Genomic DNA, 25,876 nt, shown 5'->3' with positions numbered 1-25,876 from the left:
GCGAAGCGTTTTCCTACCTGAGTTTTTCGTTCTGTTACATCAGGTTGAGTTGCTGCAACATGCCAGAACGAACCACAGGGAAAGAGGGAAAGATGTGTCATTGCAAGGGACGATGTTCGTAAAAGGGATGATGTCAGTAAATAGTCTGGCTTGGGCGAGCGTGCTGGGTATTCTGCCGCTGCTTTTTTTACCGCAGATCCCAGCGCAAACGCTGCTGTTGTGGGGGATTGGGCTATCCACCTGCATGATGCTAGTCGGATATCGTCACGCAGGGATACGATGTGTAGCGCTTGTTGCCGTGAGTTTTTGCTGGGCTTCGTTGAATGCCCAAACCCTGCTGCTACAAATTGAACGCTTCACGCAGGATTCGGTTAACGCTGTCGTAACGATAAGCAGCATACGATTTAGTGAACATGATGACACCTCGATCACCGTTCGACTGGAAGAAATCAATCAACGCCGGATCTTCCCTCCATTATATGCCCAACTCACCTTATCATCGGCTATGGAAAACTGGTGTGGTGGTCAACGTTGGGCAATAACCGCCAGTTTGCGACCTATTCACAGTCGACTCAATGAAGGTGGCTTTGATAGTCAACGCTGGGCGATAGCCAAACGGCAATCGTTGTCGGGTCGAGTGCTAACGGCAAAGGCGGTTGATAGCCACTGTGATTTCCGCCAGCGCACGATTGTACAGGCGGAGCAGCAGGTGCAGGGATTAGCGTGGCGTTCTATTTTACTGGCGCTGACGTTTGGCGAGATGAAAACGGTTAGCCCGGAACTCAAGGCGCTACTTCAGAATACCGGAACGATGCATTTGATGGCGATCTCCGGTCTCCATATCGTGCTTGCAGGGCTAGTGGGTTGGGGAATAGCGCGGGCGTTACAGTATGGCTTCCCCGTGCAGTGGATTGGCTATCGCTTCCCATTACTGACGAGCGCCGTGGTTGCCTGGGGATATGTCTGGTTGGCAGGAGGAAATCCGCCTGCGGTGCGATCTGCACTGGCGCTTAGCGTATGGGTTTGCTTAAAAGTGTGGAGTGCCAACGGCTCAGCCTGGCAGGTTTGGCTATGGTGTGTCGCGTTGATTTTGGTCAGCGATCCATTGAGCGTACTGTCAGACAGTTTTTGGCTATCTTGCCTTGCCGTCGCGTCGCTAATTTTTTGGTTTCAATGGGCACCGCTTCCTCATCGGCTACAGACCCGACGGCGTTGGTTCTGGCTGCGCTGGATCCACCTGCAAACGGGAATCACTTTGCTATTGATGCCCTTGCAGCTTCATATTTTTCACGGTTTCAGTATCACCTCGCTGCCCGCAAACCTTTGGGCCGTGCCTTTGGTCTCCTTCGTTACTACACCACTTATTTTGCTGGCATTGAGCACGATGGCATTCGCGCCGCTGAGTGAAATGCTCTGGTGGCTGGCAGATATTTCGCTGCGTGTGGTATTCGCGCCGCTGACGTATCTACAGACGGGATGGGTGTATCTGGATGCGTCGCTGCTGCTAGGGAGCGTCGCGGGATGGGGCGCGGTTGTGATATGGCGCTTTAGCTGGTGGCGAATTTATCCCGCAAGTGTCGGCGCGCTGATTGTGGTTTTACTGGTTTTCCGCATAAAGAGTGATGAGCCGGATTGGCGCGTGGACATGCTGGATGTCGGCCACGGTCTGGCCATCGTAATCGAACAGCGTGGGAAAGCGGTATTATACGATACGGGAAACCGCTGGGAAGGGGGCGACATGGCGACACGAGAAATTTTACCTTACCTGCGATGGCAGGGCGTCGACGTAGAAAAAATTATCCTGAGCCATAGCCATATGGATCACATCGGTGGGCTGGAAACGTTACAGAATGCTTACCCTGAAGCAATGATATACAGCGCGATCAAATCTATGAATCATCTTCCTTGTCAACGCGGCGAGATTTGGCGCTGGCAGAATCTTACGTTTACGGTGCTGTGGCCGTTAGCGCTCGTAGAACGAGCAGAAAATAATGATTCCTGCGTTATTCGTGTTGATGATGGAAAATACAGTGTCTTACTGACGGGCGATCTGGAGTCTAATGCGGAAAAAGCGCTGATGAGGCTAGAACGCAGTGCGCTACGTGCGAATTTGTTACAAATCCCTCATCATGGCAGTAAGACTTCCTCGTCTCCTCCTTTTATTCGTGCGGTTAATGCCGAGTTCGTTATGGCTTCGGCGGCGCGCTATAACCCGTGGCGACTGCCTTCTGTAAAAATTGTTGAGCGATATCGTCAATACGGCTATTCATGGCTTGATACTGCGTCATTCGGGCAGTTAAGTGCGCGTTTTTTCAGCGATTCATGGCACATTCTGCGGTTCAGGGATCACATATCGCCTCGTTGGTATCATCAGTGGTTTGGCGTAGAGCGGTATAATGAGTAAAATGGTCGGCTATTTCTTCCCGATTCAGGTTCACTACATGCTGAATGATAAAGATCTCTCCACTTGGCAGACTTTTCGCCGCCTATGGCCGATGATCTCTCCTTTTAAGGCAGGGCTTGCTGCTGCTGCAATCGCACTCATTATTAACGCAGCTGGCGATACGTTAATGCTTTCTCTGCTCAAGCCCTTATTGGATGAGGGATTTGGCAAAGCAGAGCGTTCTGTATTGCTGTGGATGCCGCTGGTCGTCATTGGATTAATGCTAGTGCGGGGGGCGTCAGGCTTTGTCTCCAGCTACTGCGTTTCCTGGGTTTCCGGCAAAGTGGTAATGAATATGCGTCGCCGCCTGTTCTCCCACATTATGGACATGCCCGTGTCGTTCTTCGATCAGCAGTCAACGGGGACATTGTTATCCCGTATCACCTACGATTCGGAGCAGGTTGCGGCGTCGTCATCTGGCGCGTTGATTACGGTTATCAGAGAAGGGGCCTCAATTATTGGTCTGTTTATTCTGATGTTCTACTACAGCTGGCAACTGTCCATCATTCTGATTGTGATTGCACCGATCGTATCGATTGCCATGCGTGTGGTATCCAAACGCTTCCGCAATATCAGTAAAAACATGCAGGATACGATGGGGCATGTCACGACCAGCACGGAGCAAATGCTTAAAGGCCACAAAGAAGTGCTGATGTTTGGCGGTCAGGAAGCGGAAACCAAGCGTTTTGATCAGGTCAGCAACCGGATGCGTCAACAGGGCATGAAAATGGTGTCTGCTTCGTCGATTTCCGATCCTATTATCCAGCTAATCGCGTCGCTGGCGTTGGCATTTGTCCTGTATGCTGCCAGTTTCCCCAGCGTGATGGAAACGTTGACTGCTGGGACGATCACGGTGGTATTCTCTTCCATGATCGCACTGATGCGCCCGTTAAAATCACTGACTAACGTCAATGCGCAGTTCCAGCGCGGAATGGCCGCGTGCCAGACGCTGTTTGCCATTCTGGACATGGAGCAGGAGCGTGACACGGGCAAACTCGAGCTCGAGCGTGCGAAAGGTGAACTCGAATTCCGTCAGGTAAATTTCGCTTATCCGGGAAGAGAAAATCTGGCGCTGAAGAATATCAATCTGCATATTCCCGTGGGTAAAACGGTGGCGTTGGTAGGCCGTTCTGGTTCAGGTAAATCAACCATTGCCAGTTTGATCACGCGTTTTTACGATATTCAATCCGGTGAGATTCTGCTCGATGGTCACGATCTACGTGAGTATCGTTTGTCTTCCTTACGTAATCAGGTGGCGCTGGTTTCTCAAAACGTGCATCTGTTTAACGATACGATAGCGAATAACATCGCCTATGCCCGTAATGAACACTATAGCCGTGAGGAAATTGAGCGTGCGGCGACAATGGCGTATGCGATGGACTTCATCAATAAGATGGAGCACGGCCTGGATACGATTATTGGTGAAAATGGCGTAATGCTTTCCGGCGGACAGCGGCAGCGTATCGCAATTGCCCGTGCCCTACTACGTAATAGCCCGATCCTGATATTAGACGAGGCTACGTCGGCGCTGGACACGGAATCTGAACGTGCCATTCAGGCTGCATTAGACGAACTGCAAAAAGATCGTACCGCGCTGGTAATTGCACACCGTCTTTCCACGATTGAAAAAGCAGATGAGATTCTGGTAGTTGAAGATGGCAGAATCATTGAGCGTGGTGATCATACTGCGTTACTGGCGGCGAACGGTGCCTATGCTCAACTGCATAGAATGCAGTTTGGCGAATGATTGAGCGCATCTGGTCTGGGCGGTCGCGGCTCTATTGGCTGCTGCTACCGCTTGCGTGGCTATACGGACTCATCACGTTTCTGATTCGCCAGAGCTATCGACTGGGGTGGCGGAAAAGCTGGCGATCTCCTGTTCCCGTCGTGGTTGTGGGGAATCTGACGGCAGGTGGCAATGGGAAAACACCGGTCGTCATTTGGCTCGTCGAACAGTTGCAACGCAGAGGCTATCGTGTCGGTGTGGTGTCACGCGGTTACGGTGGGAACGCTGAACGTTATCCGCTGCTGCTGGATGACTCGGTAACGACGGCGCAGGCCGGTGATGAGCCGATGCTGATTTTCCAGCGTACCGGGGCACCCGTTGCGGTTGCCCCGCGTCGGCGGGATGCGGTGAGCTCATTATTGGCACAGCACACGCTAGATGTGGTGATCACCGACGATGGATTACAGCACTATGCGCTGGAAAGAGATATCGAACTGGTTGTTATTGACGGGATGCGGCGTTTTGGCAACGGATGGTGGCTGCCTGCTGGCCCAATGCGGGAAAGAGAAAGCCGTCTGGCGTCGGTGGATGCCGTCATTGTTAACGGCGGCACGCCGCGTGCAAATGAGATAGGCATGACATTGACGGCGGGTATGGCGGTTAACTTGCTTTCTGGTGAGTCACGACCGCTGAACCAACTGCATGATGTCGTTGCGATGGCGGGCATCGGACATCCCCCGCGTTTTTTTGCGACGCTGCGTGATGCAGGTGTTAGCATTGCACGTGAAGTCACCTTCGCTGACCATCAATCGTATCAGTCAGAACAGCTCGATTCGCTGACTCAGGATGCGACACAGCCGCTGCTGATGACGGAGAAAGATGCCGTAAAATGTAAGGCATTTGCTCAGGATAACTGGTGGTATCTGCCCGTCGATGCCGTGTTAGCTGAGCCCTACGGCACGCAATTGCTCGACAAACTGGAAAATGTGCTTAATCGGAATGCGGGCAGCAGAGCATAAATTGGTCTGCTACCACGGTTTCAGATATCCCTTGTGGATATCAACCTTATTAGATCGCTGCTGTAGCGAGAAAGAAAATATCGGTCATCGATCGGTCAAAGATGGAGGAAGCATGGATCACCGTTTACTTGAGATTGTTGCCTGTCCTGTTTGTAGTGGTCGGCTGTACTTTAATAAAGAGAAACTGGAACTGATATGCAAGGTCGATGGTTTGGCCTATCCGGTTCGTGATGGTATCCCTGTGCTGCTGGAAAATGAAGCGCGTAAACTCGGGGCTGATGAGATAACACAATGACCTTTACTGTGATCATTCCTGCGCGTTTTGCGTCAAGCCGACTGCCAGGTAAACCGCTGGCGGACATCAATGGTAAACCGATGGTCGTCCATGTGATGGAGCGGGCGCTGGAATCGGGGGCGCAGCGCGTTATTGTGGCCACCGATCATCCCGACGTCGAGTCTGCCGTGCAGCAAGCTGGTGGCGAAGTGTGCCTGACCCGCGCCGATCATAATTCTGGTACAGAGCGTTTGGCTGAAGTCATCGAGCGTTACGGTTTTACCGATGATGACATTATCGTGAACGTTCAGGGCGATGAGCCGCTTATTCCTTCCGTTATCATTCGTCAGGTGGCAGAAAATCTTGCCGCCAGTAAAGCAGGAATGGCAACGCTGGCGGTGCCGATTGAAACCAGCGAAGAAGCATTTAACCCGAATGCGGTAAAAGTCGTTACTGACGCTGAGGGATACGCGCTGTATTTTTCCCGAGCGACGATTCCCTGGGACAGAGAGCGTTTTGCTCAGTCTAAGGAAACCATTGGCGATCACTTCCTGCGTCATATCGGTATCTATGCTTACCGTGCGGGTTTTGTGCGTCGTTACGTCAGTTGGGCACCGAGCCAGCTGGAGCAAATCGAGCTACTGGAGCAACTGCGTGTGCTGTGGTACGGCGAGAAAATTCACGTTGCGGTCGCCAAAGCTATTCCTAGCGTCGGCGTGGATACCCCAGAAGATTTAGCCCGTGTGCGGCAGGTCATAGCAGGTCAGTAAGATCTATCACGCTATGCAGCGATGAATACGTCATGGGGGGAATCTATTCTTGCCGGAATAGATTTTCCCTATATACCCGTCATACTTCAAGCTGCTTGTGCGTTGGCAATACTCGGCTCATTTTTGAGCCTCGCCCTAGCGGGCCGCCGCAAGCGGCGTTCAAATCGGCTAAGCCAATTTGTCCTTACTCACTCCAGTCACTTACTGGTGTAAGCTCCTGGGGATTCGCGCAGTTGCCGCCTTCACGCAACTCGAATTATTTAGGGTATAACGTCTCTCTTAATACGATATTTTATCTTTTAAATTATGTAGCACTTATTTAGATAACTATTCTTAAAAATTCTCAAATTACGCTACGTCGCTTTATTTATGCAGATGGCTTATTCCCATGATGAATTAAATCGTCGCGAGTGGAACTTTTATTTTCATAGTTAAATGCTACTATCAATTCGCCATGTTTTTGCATGGTGTTTTTGTTATTTCAACTAAGGACGGTAATGATATGAATGCTAAACGTTACATCGCAAAAATTCTTCTCGGCGGTATGTTAATGGGGGCTGCCGCGGGCAGCAGCGCGGCGGTCTATTACATGGCTCCCAACGGCAACGACGCGAATAACGGCAGTAAAAATTCCCCCTGGAAAACAATCGACCGCGCACAGAAAACATTAAACCCTGGCGACCGCCTGTGGATCCGTGGCGGTAAATACGTGTTTACCAAAGGGCTAAATGTCTGTACGACGCGTACCGATGTGGTGAATGCGATCACGCTGAGTAAGAGCGGCACTGAAGGTAAGCGCATTGAGTATTGGGCCTCTAGCGGCGAAGTGCCGATTTTTGATTTCAGCCAGATGCAGGATGATTGCCGGGTTAAAGGGTTCAACGTCGTTGCAGATTGGGTTTCCGTAAAAGGACTGGAAATAACCGGTGTCCCACAGCGCAATAACCTTAACCATGAGTCCTGGGGCGTGTGGATAAGGGGCAGCAATAATATATTCGAGCAGTTGAATATTCACCATATTATGGGAACGGGGCTGTTCATCCAGCGTGGGGGGAATAACCTGGTATTGAATAGTGACTCTCACCATAATTACGATCCACTGACCTCTAATGGTGCTGGCCAAAGCGGAGATGGCTTTGGTGCGCATATCCCTGCTAACCAACCGGGTAATATTTTCCGCGGTTGCCGGGCGTGGTCAAACTCGGATGATGGCTTTGATTTAATTAATGCCTATTCTCCAGTGTTGATTGAAAATTCCTGGGCCTGGTCACACGGTTATTTACCGGGGACGACACAATCACTGGCTGCGGGTAACGGCAATGGTTTTAAAATCGGTGGCTATGGCGGCGTTTATGTGGCGAATGCGGTGAAACATACCGTGCGTAACTCGGTTGCATTTTTAAATAAAGCAGCTGGTTTTTATGCCAATCACCATCCGGTAGCGAATGATTTCTTCAACAACACGGGCTATAAAAATAACCCGAACTTTAATATCCGCGGCATCGATGCAAACGGAAAAGCGATTGGGCTGGGTACGCTACGCAATAACGTTTCTCACGGTGGTAAAGACCTGTCGTTCTCGGATGGCGCGAACATGCGCTACAACTCGTGGGATCTGAAAATTGCGGTATCAGATTCTGATTTCGAGAGCGTTTCCGTGACCGGATGGGACGCACCGCGTCAGGCGGATGGTAGCCTGCCCGTACTGAAAAGCCTGCGTCTTGCTTCAGGCAGTGCGCTGATCAACAAGGGTGGGGATGTCAAACTGCCTTACAAAGGTTCAGCCCCAGACCTGGGTGCTTTCGAACGCGAATAATGGCAGCGTGTTAACACGCTAGCCTGTCACTCATGATATCCCCTGCTGACGAGTAGGGAATATCGCTGCAACAACTCCAGCAGGGAGTTCTCCCTGCTGGAGTTGATCCCCGCTTATACTCTAAATAATTCGAGTTTCAGGCAGACGGCAAGCGAAGGACAAATTCGTCGGGAACGAATTTGTCCAGCCAGCGGTTGGCCTTCGGTGAGAGACAGGATGTCTCTCATTTCATCCCGATGAGCTTACATAGGTAAGTGATTCGGGTGACTGAACGATGCCAACGCACATGCAACTTGAAGTATGACGAGTATATTTGATCTGCGTTGAAGTATTTGTCATCCGCTCGCCGCATCATTGTGAGCGGAGCTATTTGGCTCAACTCAGGTATAGCCGTTTATGGAACAATTGAAATCGGAACTCAGTACGGTGTTGGGGGAAAGCCTCAGCCGACTTGAGCGCATAAGCGAACAGCCCTATGCGGATCTGTATGCCTTGTATGATAAAGAAGGCAACGCGATGCCTTTGTTGGCTAAAAGTTATGTTTGTCAGGGCGTGGCGCAGCAGGAAGCCTACAAACTTTCGATGCTGGCGCGTGAAGGTGACGTGCGTTTGCCAACCGTTTATGGGCTGGTGTTGACGCAACAGCAGCCTTATCGGGAACTGCTGCTGATTGAGCGCTTGCGCGGTGTGTCGGTGGAAGCGCCGCCAAGAAACGGGCAGCGCTGGACGCTGCTGATGGACCAAATTGTTGAAAACGTATTGGCCTGGCATCGAATTGATAGCCATGGTTGCGTCGGTTCCGTGGACAGCACGCAGGACAATGATTGGTTCAGCTGGTATCAACAGCGTCTGGAAGTGCTGTGGTCCACGTTGCTCAATGTCAATGCGCCACAGCTTACGCAGCAGGATCGGAGCGTACTTTATCGTTCTCGCCAGTGCTTAGAGATGTTGTTTGACGATTTCGAGGATGGCTGTGTGTTGGTACACGGTAATCTGTCGCTGCGCAGTATGTTGAAGGACGCGCGGAGCGATCAGCTATTGGCAATGATCAATCCGGGAATGATGCTGTGGGCACCCAGAGAGTATGAACTCTTCCGGCTTTGTGAATCCGGTATGCCGGAGCAGTTGCTTTATCACTATCTGAAACAGGCGCCGGTATCTGAATCCTTTGTCTACCGGCGCTGGCTATACGTCATTTGGGAAGCCGTCTCCCGCTATATCCATACGGGACAGCTAGACCGTCAGCTATTTGATGTCGCTTCCCGCGAGTTATCTCCCTGGCTGGAGTGAGCCTGCGGTGGTTCCGCGTCGTGCGGTTCTGCTGTGGTTCCCTTCAGTGCCTGCCAGAGGCGACCGAGCGTTTCGTACCAGGCTCGCTCGCTGTGCGATAAATAGTAAGCGGAAGGGAACACTTTTTCCCACGGGTTGAGCGCGGAGGTGATCGCCATCTGATTTGCGGGCGCGGGAATCGGCGCTAACCCCTGAGCCTGGAAGAATCGAATGGCGCGAGGCAAATGGTTGGCTGAGGTCACCAGCAAGAAAGGGCGATCGCCAACAATCTTAGCGGTTGCAGCCGCTTCCTCTTCCGTATCCCGTGGCGTATCCAGAATGATGATATCCTGCTGGGGAATACCCAAACTTTCGGCGACCAGCGCCGCGGTTTTCGCGCTGCTGACAGGGTTACCCTGTGCGGCTCCACCGGTAAAAATCAACTTTGCGCCGGGGTTGGCATGATAAAGGCGAACACCTTCCGTGACGCGCGGGAGACTGTTGCTGATGAGATTAGAACTGGGTGCCCATTCCGCGTTATAGGTATATCCCCCGCCTAGCACGACAATATGCTCTGCTTTGCTCGCCTCCGGCGTTTGCCGCCAGGTTGGGTAGTGTGATTCCAGTGGTAACAACAGTCGATCGGCAACAGGCTGTAGGCTGAGCAGAGTAAGCATCAGCCAACTGGCTAATATTATCGCTTTCCCCGTGCGTTGCCGTTGGGTAAACCAAAGCAGCAACAGACCAACACCCATCAGAAGCAATAGCAATGGCAGGGGCTGAAGAAGGCCACCGACGAACTTTTTGAGTGTGAAAAGCATAAAATTGCATTCCTTTTGAGTGAAAAAACCGCATCCGGGAAGATATCATGCGGTAAGGCCATTTATTCTAAGCCAGCCTGTGCCAAAATGGCAGGCTGGAAAAAAATCGCATCGCGCAGACATGTCCTGCACGAGATCCCCGTTTATATGATGCGGAACAATGACTGATGCAGGATCGCAATTTTAACGATATCGCCGAAAAATTTGCTCAGAATATCTATGGCACGACGAAGGGGAGACTTCGGCTGGCGGTATTGTGGCAGGATCTTAGCGATCTTTTGACCCGACTTCCGGCACGGCCTTTACGCATCCTTGATGCGGGAGGCGGTGAAGGGCAGATGGCCTGTCGTTTGGCGGCTTTAGGACATCAGGTATTGTTGTGCGATGTTTCCGGTGAGATGATTCAGCGCGCCAAAAATGCGGCAGCGGAGCAGGGCGTTACCCATAATATGCGTTTTGTGCAGTGTGCCGCACAGGATATCGCGCAATATATGGATAGCCCCGCCGATCTGATATTGTTCCATGCGGTGCTGGAATGGGTCGCGCAACCGCAGCAGGTACTGAAAACACTGTGCGATAGCCTGTCGCCGGGTGGCGCATTGTCCCTGATGTTCTATAACCATCATGGGCTGTTGATGCGTAACATGGTGGTGGGCAACTTTGATTATGTTCAGGCCGGAATGCCTAAGGGCAAACGGCGCTCGCTCTCGCCAGATCACCCGCTGAACCCGCAAGACGTGTACGGCTGGCTTGATGAGATGGGGCTGACCATTAGCGGAAAAACGGGCGTGCGCGTGTTTCATGACTACTTGAAAAACAAACAGCAGCAAGTTGAGAAATTTGACGACATTCTGGAGATTGAACAGCGGTATTGTCGGCAAGAGCCTTTTGTGAGTTTGGGCCGTTATATCCATGTCATGGCGCATAAACCCCATTTGAAGGATGCATTATGAGTGATTTTTCCCAGACTGTACCCGAACTGGTCGCCTGGGCACGAAAAAACGATTTCTCCATTTCCCTCCCCACCGAACGCTTGGCGTTTTTGATGGCGATTGCCACGCTTAACGGCGAACGCATGGATGGTGAAATGAGTGAAGGTGAGTTGATTGATGCCTTCCGTCATGTGAGTCAGGGATTTGATCAGACGAACGAAACCATTACCCTTCGCGCCAACAACGCGATTAACGATCTGGTGCGCCAGCGCTTGCTTAACCGCTTTACCAGCGAGCAGGCCGAAGGTAATGCGATTTATCGTCTGACGCCGCTGGGGATTGGCATTACCGATTATTACATTCGGCAGCGTGAGTTCTCGACGCTGCGCCTTTCCATGCAGCTCTCTATCGTGGCGCAAGAACTCAGTCGCGCAGCCGATGCGGCGGAGGAAGACGGTGATGAGTTTCATTGGCACCGCAACGTATTTGCGCCGCTGAAATATTCCGTTGCAGAAATTTTTGACAGTATCGATCTGTCACAGCGGGTGATGGATGAGCAGCAGCAGGGCGTTAAAGACGATATCGCCGCGCTGTTAAATCAGGACTGGCGAGCCGCGATCAGTAGCTGTGAACAACTGCTGACGGAAACGTCATCGACGCTGCGTGAGCTACAGGATACGCTGGAAGCCGCAGGCGACAAATTGCAGACGAGCCTGTTGAGCATTCAGGATGCGATTATGAATAATCCGCATAATCTGGAGTTTGTCGACAAGCTGGTGTTTGACCTGCAAAACAAACTCGATCGCATTGTGAGTTGGGGACAGCAGACGATAGATCTGTGGATTGGTTACGACCGCCACGTACATAAGTTTATCCGTACCGCGATTGATATGGATAAAAACCGCGTCTTTGCCCAGCGGTTGCGTCAGTCGGTGCAGAGCTATTTCGATAGCCCCTGGGCGCTGACGTTTGCCAACGCGAATCGCCTGCTGGATATGCGCGACGAAGAACTGGCGCTGCGTAGTGAAGAAGTCACTGGTGAACTGCCGCCGGAGCTGGAATACGAAGAGTTTAGTGAAATGCGAGAGCAGCTGATCGCGCTAGTCGAGCAGGCGTTGCATAAATATAAAGCGCAACAGATTCCGCTGGATTTGAGTGAAGTAATGCGTGAGTACCTCGCACAGCATCCTCGCTCGCAGCATTTTGATGTTGCCCGAATCGTGGTCGACCAGGCAGTACGTCTGGGCGTAGCCGAAACAGATTTCACCGGATTGCCTGCATTGTGGCAGGCGATCAATGATTACGGAGCCAAGGTACAGGCCCATGTCATCGACAAATATTGAACAATTTATGCCAGTGAAGCTGGCAACCGCGCTGTCGAATAACCTCTTTCCTGCGCTGGACAGCCAATTGCGCGCCGGGCGTCATGTTGGCATTGAAGAGCTGGAAAACCATGTGTTTTTGATGGATTTCCAGGACGTGCTGGAAGAGTTCTACAGCCGTTACAACGTAGAGCTGATTCGCGCGCCGGAAGGGTTCTTCTATCTGCGTCCGCGTTCTACCACGCTGATCCCGCGCTCGGTGCTGTCTGAGCTGGATATGATGGTAGGGAAAATTCTCTGCTATCTCTATCTGAGCCCGGAGCGTTTGGCGCACGAAGGCATTTTCAGCCAGCAGGAACTGTATGAAGAGCTGCTGAGTCTGGCGGATGAAAGCAAACTGCTGAAGCTGGTTAACCAGCGTTCTACCGGTTCCGATCTGGATCGCCAAAAATTGCAGGAAAAAGTCAGAACGTCGCTTAACCGCTTACGTCGGTTAGGTATGATCTACTTTATGGGCAATGACAGCAGCAAATTCAGAATTACTGAATCGGTGTTCCGCTTCGGAGCTGATGTGCGCAGCGGCGATGATGCCCGCGAAGCACAGCTACGCATGATTCGCGATGGTGAAGCGATGCCTGTTGAAGGTAGTTTGTCGCTGAAAGATGACAGCGACGACAATGATCGCACCGATGATACCGCGCCAGAAACGGGCGAGGATGAATAAGAGCTTATCCCATTAGAGCTATTTCATTTGCCAGTTTGAACCTGGGCAGTGCTCGAAATCCTCACGTACTACGTGTACGCTCCGGTTTCTGCGCGCTGTCCGTGTCCAAACTGACTGCACCAATAACGCCTACTGGGATGGGCTCTCAGTGTTGAGGATGAACAGGAATGATTGAACGCGGTAAATTTCGCTCACTAACGCTGGTCAACTGGAACGGCTTTTTCGCCCGCACCTTCGATCTGGATGAACTGGTTACCACGCTATCCGGCGGTAACGGTGCTGGGAAATCCACCACGATGGCCGCCTTTATTACGGCGCTGATCCCTGACTTGACGCTGTTGCACTTCAGGAACACCACCGAAGCCGGTGCCACCAGCGGTTCACGCGATAAAGGCCTGCACGGTAAATTGCGCGCCGGCGTCTGCTACTCCACGCTGGATGTCGTTAACTCGCGTCATCAGCGCGTGCTGGTTGGGGTTCGTCTCCAGCAGGTTGCAGGGCGCGACCGTAAAGTCGATATCAAACCTTTCACCATTCAGGGATTACCGACGGCGATACAGCCGACGCAAATTCTGACGCAGGTGGTCGGCGATCGTCAGGCGCGCGTGCTCTCATTGCAGGAGCTGAAAGATCGCGTCGAGGAGATGGAAGGCGTTCAGTTCAAGCAGTTTAACTCCATCACCGACTATCACTCGCTGATGTTTGATTTGGGCGTGGTGCCGCGTCGCCTGCGTTCTGCTTCCGATCGCAGTAAGTTCTATCGTCTGATCGAAGCTTCGCTGTACGGCGGTATTTCCAGTGCGATTACTCGCTCGCTGCGTGACTACCTGCTGCCGGAAAATAGCGGCGTGCGTAAAGCGTTTCAGGATATGGAAGCCGCGCTGCGTGAAAACCGCATGACGCTGGAGGCGATTCGCGTTACCCAGTCCGATCGCGACCTGTTTAAGCACCTGATCTCTGAAGCAACGTCCTATGTGGCCGCCGACTATATGCGGCACGCCAATGAGCGCCGTATTCATTTGGATGGGGCGTTGGAACTGCGCCGTGACCTGTTCTCCAGCCGTAAGCAACTGTCCAGTGAGCAATATCGTCATGTAGAAATGGCGCGAGAACTGGCAGAACAGAGCGGTGCCGAAGGCGATCTGGAAACGGATTATCAGGCGGCCAGCGATCACCTGAATCTGGTGCAGACCGCCATGCGCCAGCAGGAAAAAATCGAGCGCTATAACGCCGACCTGGAAGAATTGAGCTATCGCCTCGAAGAACAGAACGAGGTGGTGGAAGAAGCGCGGGAGCAGCAGGCGGAAAATGAAGAACGCGCCGATGCGACCGAGCTGGAAGTGGATGAGCTGAAAAGCCAGCTTGCCGATTATCAGCAGGCGCTGGACGTGCAGCAAACACGTGCCATTCAGTACCAGCAAGCTCAACAGGCGTTGGAACGCGCCCGCACGCTGTGTCAGTTGCCAGATTTAACGGCAGACAATGCGGATGAGTGGCTGGACAGCTATCAGGCGAAAGAGCAGGAAGCGACAGAAATTCTGCTGATGCTGGAGCAGAAACTGAGCGTGGCCGATGCGGCGCACGGGCAGTTTGAACAAGCCTATCAGCTGGTGACTAAGATTGCCGGTGCGGTGAATCGCAACGAAGCCTGGCAGGTTGCGCGCGATTTGCTGCGTGACAGCTCTTCACAACGCTACCAGGCGGAGCGGGTACAGCCGCTGCGGATGCGTCTGTCTGAGTTGGAACAGCGCCTACGCGAACAGCAGGATGCCGAGCGGTTATTGCAGGATTTCAGCAAACGCAACGGCCAAGATTATCAACCGGAAGAGCTGGAATCCCTCCAGCAAGAACTTGATGCCCGCATCGAAACGCTGTCATCGCTGGTGGCAGAAGCGGGCGAGCGCCGTATGGCACTACGCCAAGAGCTGGAGCAAACCCAGCAGCGCATTCAGAAGCTGACGGCGCGCGCGCCAGTCTGGCTGGCCGCACAGGAAATGCTGACGCAGTTGAGCGAGCAGAGCGGCGAAACGTTTGAAGATAGCCGTCAGGTGACGGAATTCATGCAGCAACTGCTGGAGCGCGAACGTGAAACTACGGTTGAACGTGATGACATCGCCGCCCGCAAACGCCAGATTGAAGCGCAGGTTGAGCGACTCAGCCAGCCCGGAGGTTCGGAAGACCCGCGTCTGAACGCGCTGGCGGAACGTTTTGGCGGCGTGCTGCTGTCTGAAATTTATGATGACGTGACACTGGATGATGCGCCGTACTTCTCGGCGCTTTATGGTCCCTCCCGCCATGCGATTGTGGTGTCCGATCTCTCGCTGGTGCGCGATCAGCTTGCGGGTCTCGAAGACTGCCCGGAAGATCTGTATCTGATCGAGGGGGATCCGCAGTCGTTTGATGACAGCGTATTTGCCGTTGACGAGCTGGAACGTGCCGTCGTGGTGAAAGTCGCGGAGCGCCAGTGGCGTTATTCCCGTTTCCCTGAGGTGCCGCTGTTTGGCCGTGCTGCGCGGGAAATGCGTCTGGAAAGCTTGCGTGATGAGCGCGAAGCGCTGGCGGAACAGTACGCAACGCTGTCGTTTGACGTGCAGAAAACGCAGCGCCTGCACCAGTCTTTTGGTCGCTTTATCGGTACCCATCTGGCAGTCGTTTTTGATGACGATCCCGAAGTGGAGATTCGTACGCTCAGTTCCCGTCGTGGCGAGCTGGATCGTGCGATGGCCAGCTTTGATGGCGAAAATCAGCAGCAGCGTCAGCAGTACGAACAAGCGAAAGAAGCCAGCGCACAGCTGAATAAACTGATTCCGCGCATTAGCCTGCTTTGCGATGAGACATTGCAGGATCGCGTGGAAGAGATTCGTGCGGAATTGGATGAAACCGAAGAGTCTGCTCGCTTCATTCAGCAGCACGGTACAACGCTGGCTAAGCTGGAACCGCTGGTTTCTGTCCTGCAAAGCGATCCGCAGCAGCATGAGCAGTTGCAGGAGGATTATACGCAGGCGCAGAACGCACAACGGCAGGCAAAACAGCAGGCGTTTGCACTGACTGAGGTTGTGCAGCGTCGCGCGCACTTCAGCTATGCCGATTCGGCTGGAATGCTGGGTGAGAATGCTGGCTTGAATGACAAACTGCGCCATCGTTTGGAACTGGCTGAGGCAGAACGGACAAAAGCACGTGAGCAGCTACGCCAGCATCAGGCACAGCTGACGCAGTACAGTCAGGTTCAGGCATCGCTGAAAAGTTCTTACGATGCCAAGCAGGACATGCTTAAGGAACTGACGCAAGAGCTTCAGGATATCGGTGTACGCGCGGACGCTGATGCCGAAGCGCGCGCCCGTCAGCGCCGTGATGAGCTGCATGCGGCATTAAGCACTAACCGCTCGCGCCGGAATCAGTTGGAAAAACAGATTACATTCTGTGAAGCGGAAATGGACAGTTTGCAGAAGAAACTGCGCAAACTGGAACGTGATTATCACCAGATGCGTGAGCAGGTTGTTACGGCGAAAGCAGGCTGGTGTGCAGTGATGCGTTTGGTGAAAGACAATGGCGTCGAGCGTCGTCTGCACCGTCGTGAATTGGCATATATGGAAGGCGATGAACTGCGTTCCATGTCGGATAAGGCGTTGGGTGCGCTGCGTCTGGCGGTTGCGGATAACGAACATCTGCGCGATGTGCTGCGGCTTTCCGAAGATCCGAAGCGGCCAGAACGCAAAATTCAGTTCTATATCGCCGTTTACCAGCATCTGCGCGAACGTATCCGTCAGGATATTATTCGCACCGATGATCCGGTAGAAGCCATTGAGCAGATGGAAATCGAGCTTAACCGTCTGACTGAAGAACTAACGGCGCGTGAACAGATGCTGGCCATCAGCTCTCGCAGCGTGGCAAACATCATTCGTAAAACGATCCAACGTGAGCAGAACCGCATTCGGATGCTAAATCAGGGGCTGCAAGCGGTCGCGTTTGGTCAGGTGAAGAGTGTTCGTCTCAACGTTAACGTGCGCGAAACGCATACCACGCTGCTCAACGTGTTGTCCGAACAGCAGGAAATGCATCAGGATCTGTTTAACAGCAACCGTCTGACCTTCTCGGAAGCGTTGGCAAAACTGTATCAGCGTCTGAATCCTGAAATTGATATGGGACAGCGCACGCCGCAAACGATCGGTGAAGAGCTACTGGATTACCGGAACTACCTTGAAATGGAAGTTGAGGTTAACCGTGGCGCGGATGGCTGGCTGCGAGCGGAAAGTGGGGCGCTGTCGACCGGGGAAGCCATCGGGACCGGGATGTCGATTCTGGTTATGGTGGTACAGAGCTGGGAAGAAGAGTCGAAGCGCCTGCGTGGTAAAGATATTATTCCGTGCCGTCTGCTCTTCCTCGATGAGGCGGCGCGTCTGGATGCCAAGTCGATTGCGACGCTGTTCGAGCTCTGCGATCGTCTGGAAATGCAGCTGGTCATCGCGGCACCGGAAAATATCAGCCCCGAGAAGGGAACCACCTATAAGCTGGTGCGTAAAGTCTACCAGAACAACGAGCACGTCCATGTGGTCGGGCTGCGTGGTTTCGGAACGGAAGCGCCAGAGACGCAAGAGCAAGCCTCGTAGTGGGGAGCGGTAAATTTTATCGTTGCAAACCTTGCCGCTATTTTCCTCTATAATGATAAAGCCGCTTTTTTAAGCGGCTTTATTTTTTTCGTAAAGCGTTGCGTAAAGGGAATGTTGAATACGAATAGCTTCATCAAACGCGTAAGATAATAACCAGAAGAAGAAGCAAAAATATTTTTCTCTTTATATACTGACGATGAAACGATTACAGACCGTAGAAGGATTTGCGGTTTTATGTTGCAAGGTGGCGTACCGTAATAACGGACGCGATATAAAAATGATCATATTTCATTCTTTTTCATTTTCTACACAAGAAAACCTAAAGAATGTGCTTACGCCAGTATGACCGTATACGAGCGAATTCGGTTTGTTATTTCCATATCCAACGTGGATTGTCGTGAAAGCATAGTGATTAATGAGTACAGGGGATAAATGGATGTTGTTGTTACATAAACGAAAAATGGTCAGGCTGCTGTTACGCGTGGGTTGTATTTGGGTCGGAAGCCTGTCTCCTTCGTTTTCGGTGCTGGCAGCATCTCCGACGGTGGTATCCGGCTTATCGCAAAGCTCGGGCGTGGTGTCTGTAGAAAATAGCCGTGCAGGGCTTCTGGCCGCGCTGCCGCACGGTATGTCGTTACATTATCTCTCTGATTTATCATCGCTTTATGCCCAACATCAGATGCAGCCTATGTGGGCAGATAACCGTGCGGTTCAACAGTTTCAACAACAGCTGGCCGAATTGGCGATAGCCGGCGTACAGCCGCAGTTCACCACATGGGTAACCTGGCTGACCGATCCGCAATTAACCGGATTTGCGCGTGATGTCGTGCTCTCGGATGCGATGCTGGGCTATTTGCAGTTCGTCTCGGGTGTAGAACGCAGCGGTAACGACTGGCTGTACAGCAGCGTGCCTTACCGTCTGCAATCACCGGCGCTCAATATCGTTTCGCAATGGCAACAGGCCGTGAAATCCGGCACCAGCGCGGCTTATGTCGTTTCGCTGGTACCCCAGCATTCGCAATACGCCAAAATGCATGAAGCGCTGAAGACCATGCTGACGGACAATCGCCCGTGGCCGAGCCTGAATCTGGCGGAGTCTTTGCGCCCGGAACAGCAGAGTCGAGAACTGGCGGTACTGCGTGAAATTCTGCAACGTACTGGCATGCTGTCTTCAACGGAGAGCATTACGCTATTTAACGAAAATACCGCAGCGACGGCAGTATCGACAGGACAGGTTCCGCAGGTCGAGGGCGTTGCTATCGACGATCGTTATACTGGCGAACTGGTTGACGCGGTTAAACGCTTCCAGCATTGGCAAGGGCTGGAGGGTGATGGCGTTATTGGTAAGCGTACGCGCGATTGGCTCAATGTGTCCCCGCAAATGCGCGCAACGCTGCTGGCGCTGAATATCCAGCGTCTGCGTCTGTTACCGGACAATGTTCACACCGGCATCATGGTGAACATCCCCAATTATTCACTGATCTATTATCAAGATGGCGCTGAACGCTTATCATCGCGCGTGATTGTTGGGCAGCCTAAACGCAAAACGCCATTGATGAGCAGCTCGCTGTATAACGTGGTGGTCAATCCGCCGTGGAATGTCCCTACGACGCTGACTCGGCAGGACATCATTCCTAAAGTGGTGCGCGATCCCGGTTATCTACAGCGTCATGGCTACACGGTGTTGTCCGGCTGGAGTCAGGATGCTGAAGCGATCGATCCTTCCATGATCGATTGGCCGATGGTCTCAGCAGAGCGCTTCCCCTATCGCCTGCGTCAGGCCCCAGGTGCGAATAACTCGCTGGGACGCTATAAATTTAATATGCCGAATTCAGAAGCGATTTATCTGCACGACACGCCTAATCACAATCTATTCCAGCGTGATATCCGGGCGCTGAGCTCCGGCTGTGTGCGGGTTAATAAGGCATCGGAACTGGCTAGCATGCTATTGCAGGATGCGGGATGGAATAATAACCGTATTTCTTCCACGCTGGATCAGGGAAATACCACCTTTGTGTCAATGAAACATCGGATTCCGGTCAACCTCTATTACCTGACCGCGTGGGTGGCCGAAGATGGTAGAGCACAGTTCCGAACAGATATTTACAATTATGATGACACCGCTCGTGCTGGGACGAAAGTGCTGTCCAGAGCAGGGCTGTTGCTTCAGTAAGTATTGAAAACACGGGCATTAGCGGTATCGGTATTTTATCGTTTTTGCGGGGGATCGATGCGATCTCCCGCAAACCCGTAAGCAAAGCGGGTTGACTCACTTTTCTCTGGCAGTTAAGGTTCAAGGCGGCACGTTTTGTGCTTCCTTTTATACCGTTCTTTAGCCAGGGTACTTGTTCTATGGATCACATTGACAATCATCGCCGTAAGTGGCTTGCACTGGGTGGTGCCGCGTTGGGTATCGCACTGCTTCCCGGTCAGGCATTTGCGACGTTATCTACACCCCGACCACGAATTTTGACGCTGAACAATCTGAATACCGGAGAGCTGCTGAAAACGGAATTCTTTGATGGCAAACGGTATAACAAGTCAGAACTTTCCCGCCTGAATCACTTTTTCCGCGACTATCGCGCCAATAAAGTCAAAACGATTGATCCCCAACTTTTCGATCAGCTCTATCGCTTACAGGTCATGTTGGGCACCAACAAGCCCGTACAGCTGATTTCTGGTTATCGCGCGATAGATACGAATAACGAATTACGTGCGCATAGCAGAGGTGTAGCAAAGCAGAGCTACCACACGAAAGGGCAGGCGATGGATTTCCATATTGAAGGTGTTCAACTCGCTAACATTCGTAAAGCGGCGATGAAGATGCGTGCCGGCGGCGTTGGCTACTACCCACGCAGTGATTTCGTTCACATCGATACCGGCCCCGTCCGCACCTGGTAATTCGCTACCGCAGCGCATACCCTAAATAATTCGAGTTTCAGGCAGGCGGCAAGGGAAGGAATCCCGATGAGCTTACTGAGGTAAGTGATTCGGGTGAGTGAACGCAGCCAACACACATGCAACTTGAAGTATGACGGGTATATTTTTTCCTGATACGGTTCGTTATGCAGAGCGAACCGCTCAGTTTATTCAACATGGAGTGATATGAAATATCAAATTGTCCCGGTGACGGCATTTAGCCAGAACTGCACGTTGTTATGGTGTGAAAAAACGAATGAAGCGGCGATTGTCGATCCCGGTGGCGATGCGGAAAAAATCAAACGTGCCGTCGCGGATGCAGGGGTTTCAGTTAAACAGATTCTGTTAACGCACGGCCATCTGGATCATGTAGGTGCAGCGGCGGAATTGGCCGAGCACTATCAGGTCGCAATTATTGGCCCGCAGATTGAAGATGCATTCTGGCTGGAAGGGCTGCCGGCACAGAGCCGGATGTTTGGTCTGGAAGAATGCGCGCCGCTGACGCCATCGCGCTGGTTGCAGGAAGGTGATGAGATTAGCGTGGGCGAGACAACGCTGGCGGTTTTCCATTGCCCAGGCCATACACCGGGACACATTGTTTTCTTTGATGCAGAATCGCGGCTGGCACAGGTGGGCGATGTTATTTTCAACGGTGGCGTAGGGCGTACCGATTTCCCACAGGGGGATCATCAAGCGTTGATTGCGTCTATCAAAAATAAGCTGCTGCCGCTGGGTGACGATGTGACGTTTATTCCAGGACATGGCCCGATGTCGACCTTAGGACATGAACGCAAGACCAACCCTTTCCTGCGTGAAGATGCCGCGATTTGGTAGTTTCTGTTCTTGTTATCAGTAAAGGGCAGAAATTTATCAATAAAGGACAGAAATGAAAAAGCCGACACAGTGTGTCGGCTTTTTTAATCGCAGAACGATCAGAGTACGGCAACAATCGCTTCGCAGAGTGGAGCCATGTTTTCCGGCGTCATTCCTGCAACGTTGATACGGCCAGAATTCACCGCGTAAACGCCGAATTCATCACGCAGACGCAGGACCTGCTCTTTGGTCAAACCACTGAATGAGAACATCCCATTCTGGTTGATGATGAAGGAGAAATCCTGATTTGCCCCTTTTTCCTGCAAGGTATTCACGAACAGCTGACGCATGCGTTGAATACGCTCACGCATCGCCGTCAATTCCTGTTCCCAGACGGCTTTCAGTGCATCGTTGCCCAGAATGGTCGCAACAACGGTTGCGCCGTGTGACGGTGGGTTGGAGTAGTTTGCGCGAATAGCCGCTTTCACCTGGCTGAATGCTGTGTCTGCCGTAGCGGCATCGGCGGCAACCAGTGTGCAGGCACCGACGCGCTCATTGTACAAACCGAAGTTTTTAGAGTACGAGCTGCATACGATCAGTTCATCGTGCTTCGCGGCGAAGAGACGCAGGCCTTCCGCATCTTCTTCGAGCCCACGAGCAAAGCCCTGATAGGCGAAGTCAAACAGCGGCAGCCAGCCTTTTGCTACGGACAGTTCGGCCAACGTAGCCCACTGCTCAGCGGTAGGATCGATACCGGTTGGGTTGTGGCAACAGCCGTGGAACAGTACCACGTCACCGGCTTGTGCGGCGTTCAGGCTGTTCAGCAGGCCATCAAAATCCAGCGCATGGTTAGCGGCATCGTAGTAGTCATACTGGCAAATTTCCAAACCGACAGCAGAGAAGACGTTGTTGTGATTTGGCCAGGTTGGATTGCTGATCCAAATGCGTTTTGCAGACGTTTGATTTGCAATGAAATCAGCGGCTACGCGCAACGCACCTGTTCCGCCCGGCGTTTGCGCCGTGCGGGCACGTTTGTCGGCAATGATGGCATTCTGCTTGCCAAACAACAGCTCCTGCGTGCACTGACCGAATGCTGGCAAACCGTCAATGCCCAGATAATTTTTGGTGGTTTCATTTTCCAGCAGATAGTGTTCTGCTTTTTTTACGCTGGTCAGAACCGGAGTTTTACCGGTTTCATCTTTGTAGACACCAATACCCAGATTGATTTTATTCGCGCGGTCATCGGCGCGGAAAAGATCGGTCAGCCCGAGAATAGGATCGGCCGGTGCGGCAGAGATATTTTCAAACATTGCCAGAATGTTCCATAACTGAGATGAAATAAGAATTCTCAGAGTACCGTCAGTAAAAGGCTTTGCCAACCGTTGATGTCAAAAAGAAAGGGAAATAACAGGGAGAAGGAGAGAGACGAAATAAAAGACTGGTTAGGCGAGAATAATTGGCGCAGCGTGGCGTAAAGCAGAAACAGAAAATGCGGGAGAGCGTTTTTCAACGTTGCAGGCGATTGCTCGTAAAAGTGGAGAGCTATCGCGACGCGACCCAGCACGCAATAAAAAAGACAGAGCCGAGGCTCTGTCTTTTCATGCAATACGAACGATTAACTCGTTACGTTATGCGATGCCAACTTAGAACTGGTAGATTACACCGACGTCTACACGGTCGCTGTTTTCTTGATTGAATGTTTTAGTCTGATCTTTGTCAAGCAGGCTGATGTCGTATTCAACATAGGTAGAGAAGTTTTTGTTGAATGCGTAAGTTGCACCAACGCTTGCATATTTAACAGCGTAATCGTTGGCAACGTTATTAATTTTGTCTTTACGAGATACGTAAGCAATGGTAGGTGTTAGGCCAAAATCAAAGTTGTACTGTGCAACAACTTCAAAGATTTTGCTCTCATCAGCAATTCCAGCTGTGCTGCTAGCGCGGAAGAAATTACGACCTTCGCCGTAAACTGCTGCAACATAGATGTTGTTTGCGTCATATTTCAGACCCGTTGACCATACGTCAGCACGATCACCTCGAGCGCCAGTAGCAGCCTGCTGCTGAAATTGAGTACGATCATACGCACCGTAAGATGCAATCACACCTACGCCAAAATCAGTGTCATAGGATAGTGAGGTTGCCCATGCATCACCGTGGCTACGGCTGATGTTTGGAGAAGATGTTTCATCTTTAGCAACGTATTGCAGACCGAAGCCCAAGTTTTCAACTAAACCAAACAGGTTAGTAGTACGGAAGGTTGCTGCGTTACCGATACGACCAGTCAGGGTATCCGTGATGCTGCTATCGCCGCCATTTTCTGGCAGAACGTCGGTATAAGCCAGAACGTCGTAAGCAACACCCATGTTACGACCGTAATCGAAAGAACCGAAATCAGCAAATTTCAGTCCAGCAAAAGCGTAACGGGTTTTGTTATCGCTAGTACTTAAAGAGTCCTCAGTACTGTTACCATCAAATTGATATTCAAAACGGCCATAACCAGTCAGATCGTTGTTGATCTGAGTTTCACCTTTAAAACCAATACGAGCATTGGTGTTGTCTTCGTTTTCAGCGCTTTGGTTTTGGAACGCATAACCTGCATGTACGCGACCAGTCAGATTCAGCTTGTTGCCGTCTTTGTTATAAACTTCAGCAGCGTTGGCTGCGCCTGCGACTAACAGAGCTGGGATTACTACTGCAAGAATGTTGCGTTTCATCATTATTACCCTCATTGGTGTTATTTGGACACCTGCCACTGCCATAAATAATTCTTTGCGGAACTATTCCTGAAAGTTTGGTGTCTTCCTGTGTCTGAACGCAGTTTTCCATTCATGCGCCCGTTTATCCACTCTAAAGGTGCTACAAAGTTCGCAATCGGGTAACAAATGGAAATAATGTGTTTCAAAATGTAAAAAATAGGGAACTTTATGAGACAGAATAAAAAATAAAAAAAAGAGCCGGGAAGCCCGACTCTTCTTTTCTACATATTTGTTTTACTTATATTAAATTTTTATTTAGAAACTGGCGTTCCGTGGTGTGCGTGGGAAAGGAATAACATCGCGCACATTTTGTACACCGGTAACATAGGCAATCAATCGTTCAAAACCTAAACCGAAACCGGAATGGGGAATGGTGCCGTAACGACGTAAATCACGATACCACCAGTAGTCTTCTTTATTCAGTCCCATCTCTTCCAGACGGCTATCCAACTGCGCCAGACGCTCTTCACGCTGAGAGCCACCGATGATTTCACCGATTCCTGGTGCCAGAACATCCATTGCAGCAACGGTCTTACCGTCTTCATTCATCCGCATATAGAAAGCTTTGATGTCTTTCGGGTAGTTTTTAACGACAACCGGTGCTTTGAAGTGCTGCTCCGCCAGATAACGCTCATGTTCGGAGGAGAGGTCAACGCCCCAGTAAACCGGGTTCTCGAACTGCTGCCCGCAGTTCAGCAGGATCTCGACAGCATCGGTGTAGTCCACCTGTGCGAAATCAGAGCTAACGAATTTTTCCAGTCGAGTGATGGCTTCTTTATCAACGCGCTCAGCAAAGAACGCCATATCATCGGCACGCTCATTCAGTACGGCCTGAAAAACATATTTCAGCAGATTTTCTGCCAACGCCGCGACGTCATCCAAAGAGGCGAAAGCGACTTCCGGTTCGATCATCCAAAACTCAGCCAGATGGCGGCTGGTGTTAGAGTTTTCCGCACGGAACGTTGGGCCAAAGGTATACACATTAGACAGCGCACAGGCGTAGGTTTCGCCATTCAACTGGCCGGATACGGTCAGGAACGCTTCTTTACCGAAGAAATCTTCGCTGAAATCCACTTTACCTTGTTCGGTACGCGGCAGGTTTTCCAGATCGAGAGTAGAAACACGGAACATTTCGCCCGCGCCTTCGGTATCGGATGCGGTAATCAGCGGGGTTGATACCCAGAAGTAACCGTTCTCGTGGAAGAAGCGGTGAATCGCCTGCGCCAGCGTATGACGAACGCGCGCAACGGCACCGATCAGATTGGTACGCGGACGCAGGTGCGCCACTTCACGCAGATATTCGATGCTGTGACGCTTTGCCGCCATCGGGTAGGTATCGGGATCGTCAACCCAGCCAACGACGTTGACGTTGGTGGCTTGCAGCTCGAAGCTCTGGCCTTCACCCGGAGACGCGACGACGTTACCGGTTATTTCAACGGAGCAGCCGGTAGTCAGGCGCAGTACGTCATCCTGATAATTGGAGAGATTATTATTAACGACAGCCTGTAATGGATTAAAGCAGGAGCCGTCATAAACGGCGATAAAGGAGATACCGGCTTTAGAATCTCTCCGGGTACGTACCCAGCCGCGCACGGTGACTTCGCTGTCAACGGCAACACGGCCTTGCAGTACATCGACTACAGGCACTACGCTCATAAAATTCTC

The 25,876-nt window shown here is 51.8% G+C and carries 18 protein-coding genes; 14 read left to right on the top strand and 4 right to left on the bottom strand.

The genetic code is table 11. The features are described 5' to 3' along the window. The first annotated feature begins 130 nt into the window (after nucleotides 1-130). From LOZ86_RS12530 to LOZ86_RS12500, 7 genes are all read left to right on the top strand, one after another. Nucleotides 131-2,404: a ComEC family protein gene (locus LOZ86_RS12530; RefSeq protein ID WP_039481627.1), complete on the top strand. Its 2,274-nt coding sequence runs from the start codon at nucleotides 131-133 to the stop codon at nucleotides 2,402-2,404. Between the two features lie 37 nt (nucleotides 2,405-2,441). Then, a complete protein-coding gene (msbA, locus tag LOZ86_RS12525) occupies nucleotides 2,442-4,190 on the top strand; it encodes a lipid A ABC transporter ATP-binding protein/permease MsbA (protein WP_230243164.1) in 1,749 nt (582 codons plus the stop codon). Continuing rightward, on the top strand, nucleotides 4,187-5,188 hold the full coding sequence (lpxK, locus tag LOZ86_RS12520) for a tetraacyldisaccharide 4'-kinase (RefSeq protein ID WP_039481304.1): 1,002 nt from the start codon (nucleotides 4,187-4,189) through the stop codon (nucleotides 5,186-5,188). Before msbA ends, lpxK begins: the two co-directional genes overlap by 4 nt. A gap of 112 nt (nucleotides 5,189-5,300) precedes the next feature. Next, nucleotides 5,301-5,483, top strand: a complete 183-nt coding sequence (locus LOZ86_RS12515; protein ID WP_039481300.1) for a Trm112 family protein — start codon at nucleotides 5,301-5,303, stop codon at nucleotides 5,481-5,483. Then, a complete protein-coding gene (gene kdsB / locus LOZ86_RS12510) occupies nucleotides 5,480-6,232 on the top strand; it encodes a 3-deoxy-manno-octulosonate cytidylyltransferase (RefSeq protein ID WP_039481297.1) in 753 nt (250 codons plus the stop codon). Before LOZ86_RS12515 ends, kdsB begins: the two co-directional genes overlap by 4 nt. 502 nt (nucleotides 6,233-6,734) lie before the next feature. After that, complete coding sequence (gene pelN / locus LOZ86_RS12505) at nucleotides 6,735-8,048, top strand: pectate lyase PelN (RefSeq protein WP_039481296.1); 1,314 nt, start codon at nucleotides 6,735-6,737, stop codon at nucleotides 8,046-8,048. 396 nt (nucleotides 8,049-8,444) lie between these two features. Then, complete coding sequence (locus tag LOZ86_RS12500) at nucleotides 8,445-9,338, top strand: YcbJ family phosphotransferase (RefSeq protein WP_039481293.1); 894 nt, start codon at nucleotides 8,445-8,447, stop codon at nucleotides 9,336-9,338. Here the strand turns inward: LOZ86_RS12500 and elyC are convergent. After that, nucleotides 9,290-10,138 carry an envelope biogenesis factor ElyC gene (gene elyC / locus LOZ86_RS12495; RefSeq protein WP_039481291.1) on the bottom strand — a complete coding sequence of 283 codons (849 nt, stop codon included), beginning with the start codon at nucleotides 10,136-10,138 and terminating at the stop codon, nucleotides 9,290-9,292. The two genes, LOZ86_RS12500 and elyC, sit on opposite strands and share 49 nt — an antisense overlap. A gap of 167 nt (nucleotides 10,139-10,305) precedes the next feature. Between elyC and cmoM the strand changes: the two genes are divergently transcribed. The 7 genes from cmoM to LOZ86_RS12460 all read left to right on the top strand — a co-directional run bounded on the left by cmoM (nucleotide 10,306) and on the right by LOZ86_RS12460 (nucleotide 21,476). Continuing rightward, nucleotides 10,306-11,091: a tRNA uridine 5-oxyacetic acid(34) methyltransferase CmoM gene (cmoM, locus tag LOZ86_RS12490; RefSeq protein ID WP_039481288.1), complete on the top strand. Its 786-nt coding sequence runs from the start codon at nucleotides 10,306-10,308 to the stop codon at nucleotides 11,089-11,091. Further along, nucleotides 11,088-12,413, top strand: a complete 1,326-nt coding sequence (mukF, locus tag LOZ86_RS12485) for a chromosome partition protein MukF (protein WP_039481286.1) — start codon at nucleotides 11,088-11,090, stop codon at nucleotides 12,411-12,413. The genes cmoM and mukF overlap by 4 nt, the downstream gene beginning before the upstream one ends. Next, nucleotides 12,394-13,116: a chromosome partition protein MukE gene (gene mukE / locus LOZ86_RS12480; RefSeq protein WP_039481284.1), complete on the top strand. Its 723-nt coding sequence runs from the start codon at nucleotides 12,394-12,396 to the stop codon at nucleotides 13,114-13,116. Before mukF ends, mukE begins: the two co-directional genes overlap by 20 nt. Before the next feature lie 167 nt (nucleotides 13,117-13,283). Then, nucleotides 13,284-17,723, top strand: coding sequence for a chromosome partition protein MukB (gene mukB / locus LOZ86_RS12475; RefSeq protein ID WP_039481281.1), 4,440 nt, complete (start codon nucleotides 13,284-13,286; stop codon nucleotides 17,721-17,723). Nucleotides 17,724-18,159: 436 nt separating this feature from the next. After that, the gene (gene ldtD / locus LOZ86_RS12470; protein WP_039481278.1) at nucleotides 18,160-19,896 is read left to right on the top strand and encodes a L,D-transpeptidase; all 1,737 of its coding nucleotides are present in this window, start codon (nucleotides 18,160-18,162) and stop codon (nucleotides 19,894-19,896) included. A gap of 179 nt (nucleotides 19,897-20,075) precedes the next feature. Next, nucleotides 20,076-20,624: a peptidoglycan L,D-endopeptidase MepK gene (gene mepK / locus LOZ86_RS12465; RefSeq protein WP_039481274.1), complete on the top strand. Its 549-nt coding sequence runs from the start codon at nucleotides 20,076-20,078 to the stop codon at nucleotides 20,622-20,624. 204 nt (nucleotides 20,625-20,828) lie between these two features. Next, the gene (locus LOZ86_RS12460) at nucleotides 20,829-21,476 is read left to right on the top strand and encodes an MBL fold metallo-hydrolase (protein ID WP_039481271.1); all 648 of its coding nucleotides are present in this window, start codon (nucleotides 20,829-20,831) and stop codon (nucleotides 21,474-21,476) included. Nucleotides 21,477-21,574: 98 nt separating this feature from the next. Here LOZ86_RS12460 and LOZ86_RS12455 read toward each other — a convergent pair whose 3' ends face one another. The 3 genes from LOZ86_RS12455 to asnS form a co-directional block, all read right to left on the bottom strand. Then, nucleotides 21,575-22,765 carry an amino acid aminotransferase gene (locus LOZ86_RS12455; protein WP_039481269.1) on the bottom strand — a complete coding sequence of 397 codons (1,191 nt, stop codon included), beginning with the start codon at nucleotides 22,763-22,765 and terminating at the stop codon, nucleotides 21,575-21,577. A 333-nt stretch (nucleotides 22,766-23,098) separates the two neighbouring features. After that, entirely contained in the window at nucleotides 23,099-24,172 is a 1,074-nt protein-coding gene (locus LOZ86_RS12450) for a porin (protein WP_111778498.1), read from the bottom strand. 294 nt (nucleotides 24,173-24,466) lie between these two features. After that, nucleotides 24,467-25,867 carry an asparagine--tRNA ligase gene (asnS, locus tag LOZ86_RS12445; RefSeq protein ID WP_039481263.1) on the bottom strand — a complete coding sequence of 467 codons (1,401 nt, stop codon included), beginning with the start codon at nucleotides 25,865-25,867 and terminating at the stop codon, nucleotides 24,467-24,469. Between the last annotated feature and the right edge of the window lie 9 nt (nucleotides 25,868-25,876).

The organism is Pectobacterium parvum, assembly GCF_020971565.1.
In the GTDB taxonomy this organism is placed as follows: domain Bacteria; phylum Pseudomonadota; class Gammaproteobacteria; order Enterobacterales; family Enterobacteriaceae; genus Pectobacterium; species Pectobacterium polare.
Note: the sequence above shows the minus strand (reverse complement) of the source record. Positions and strands in the feature narration are given on the sequence as shown.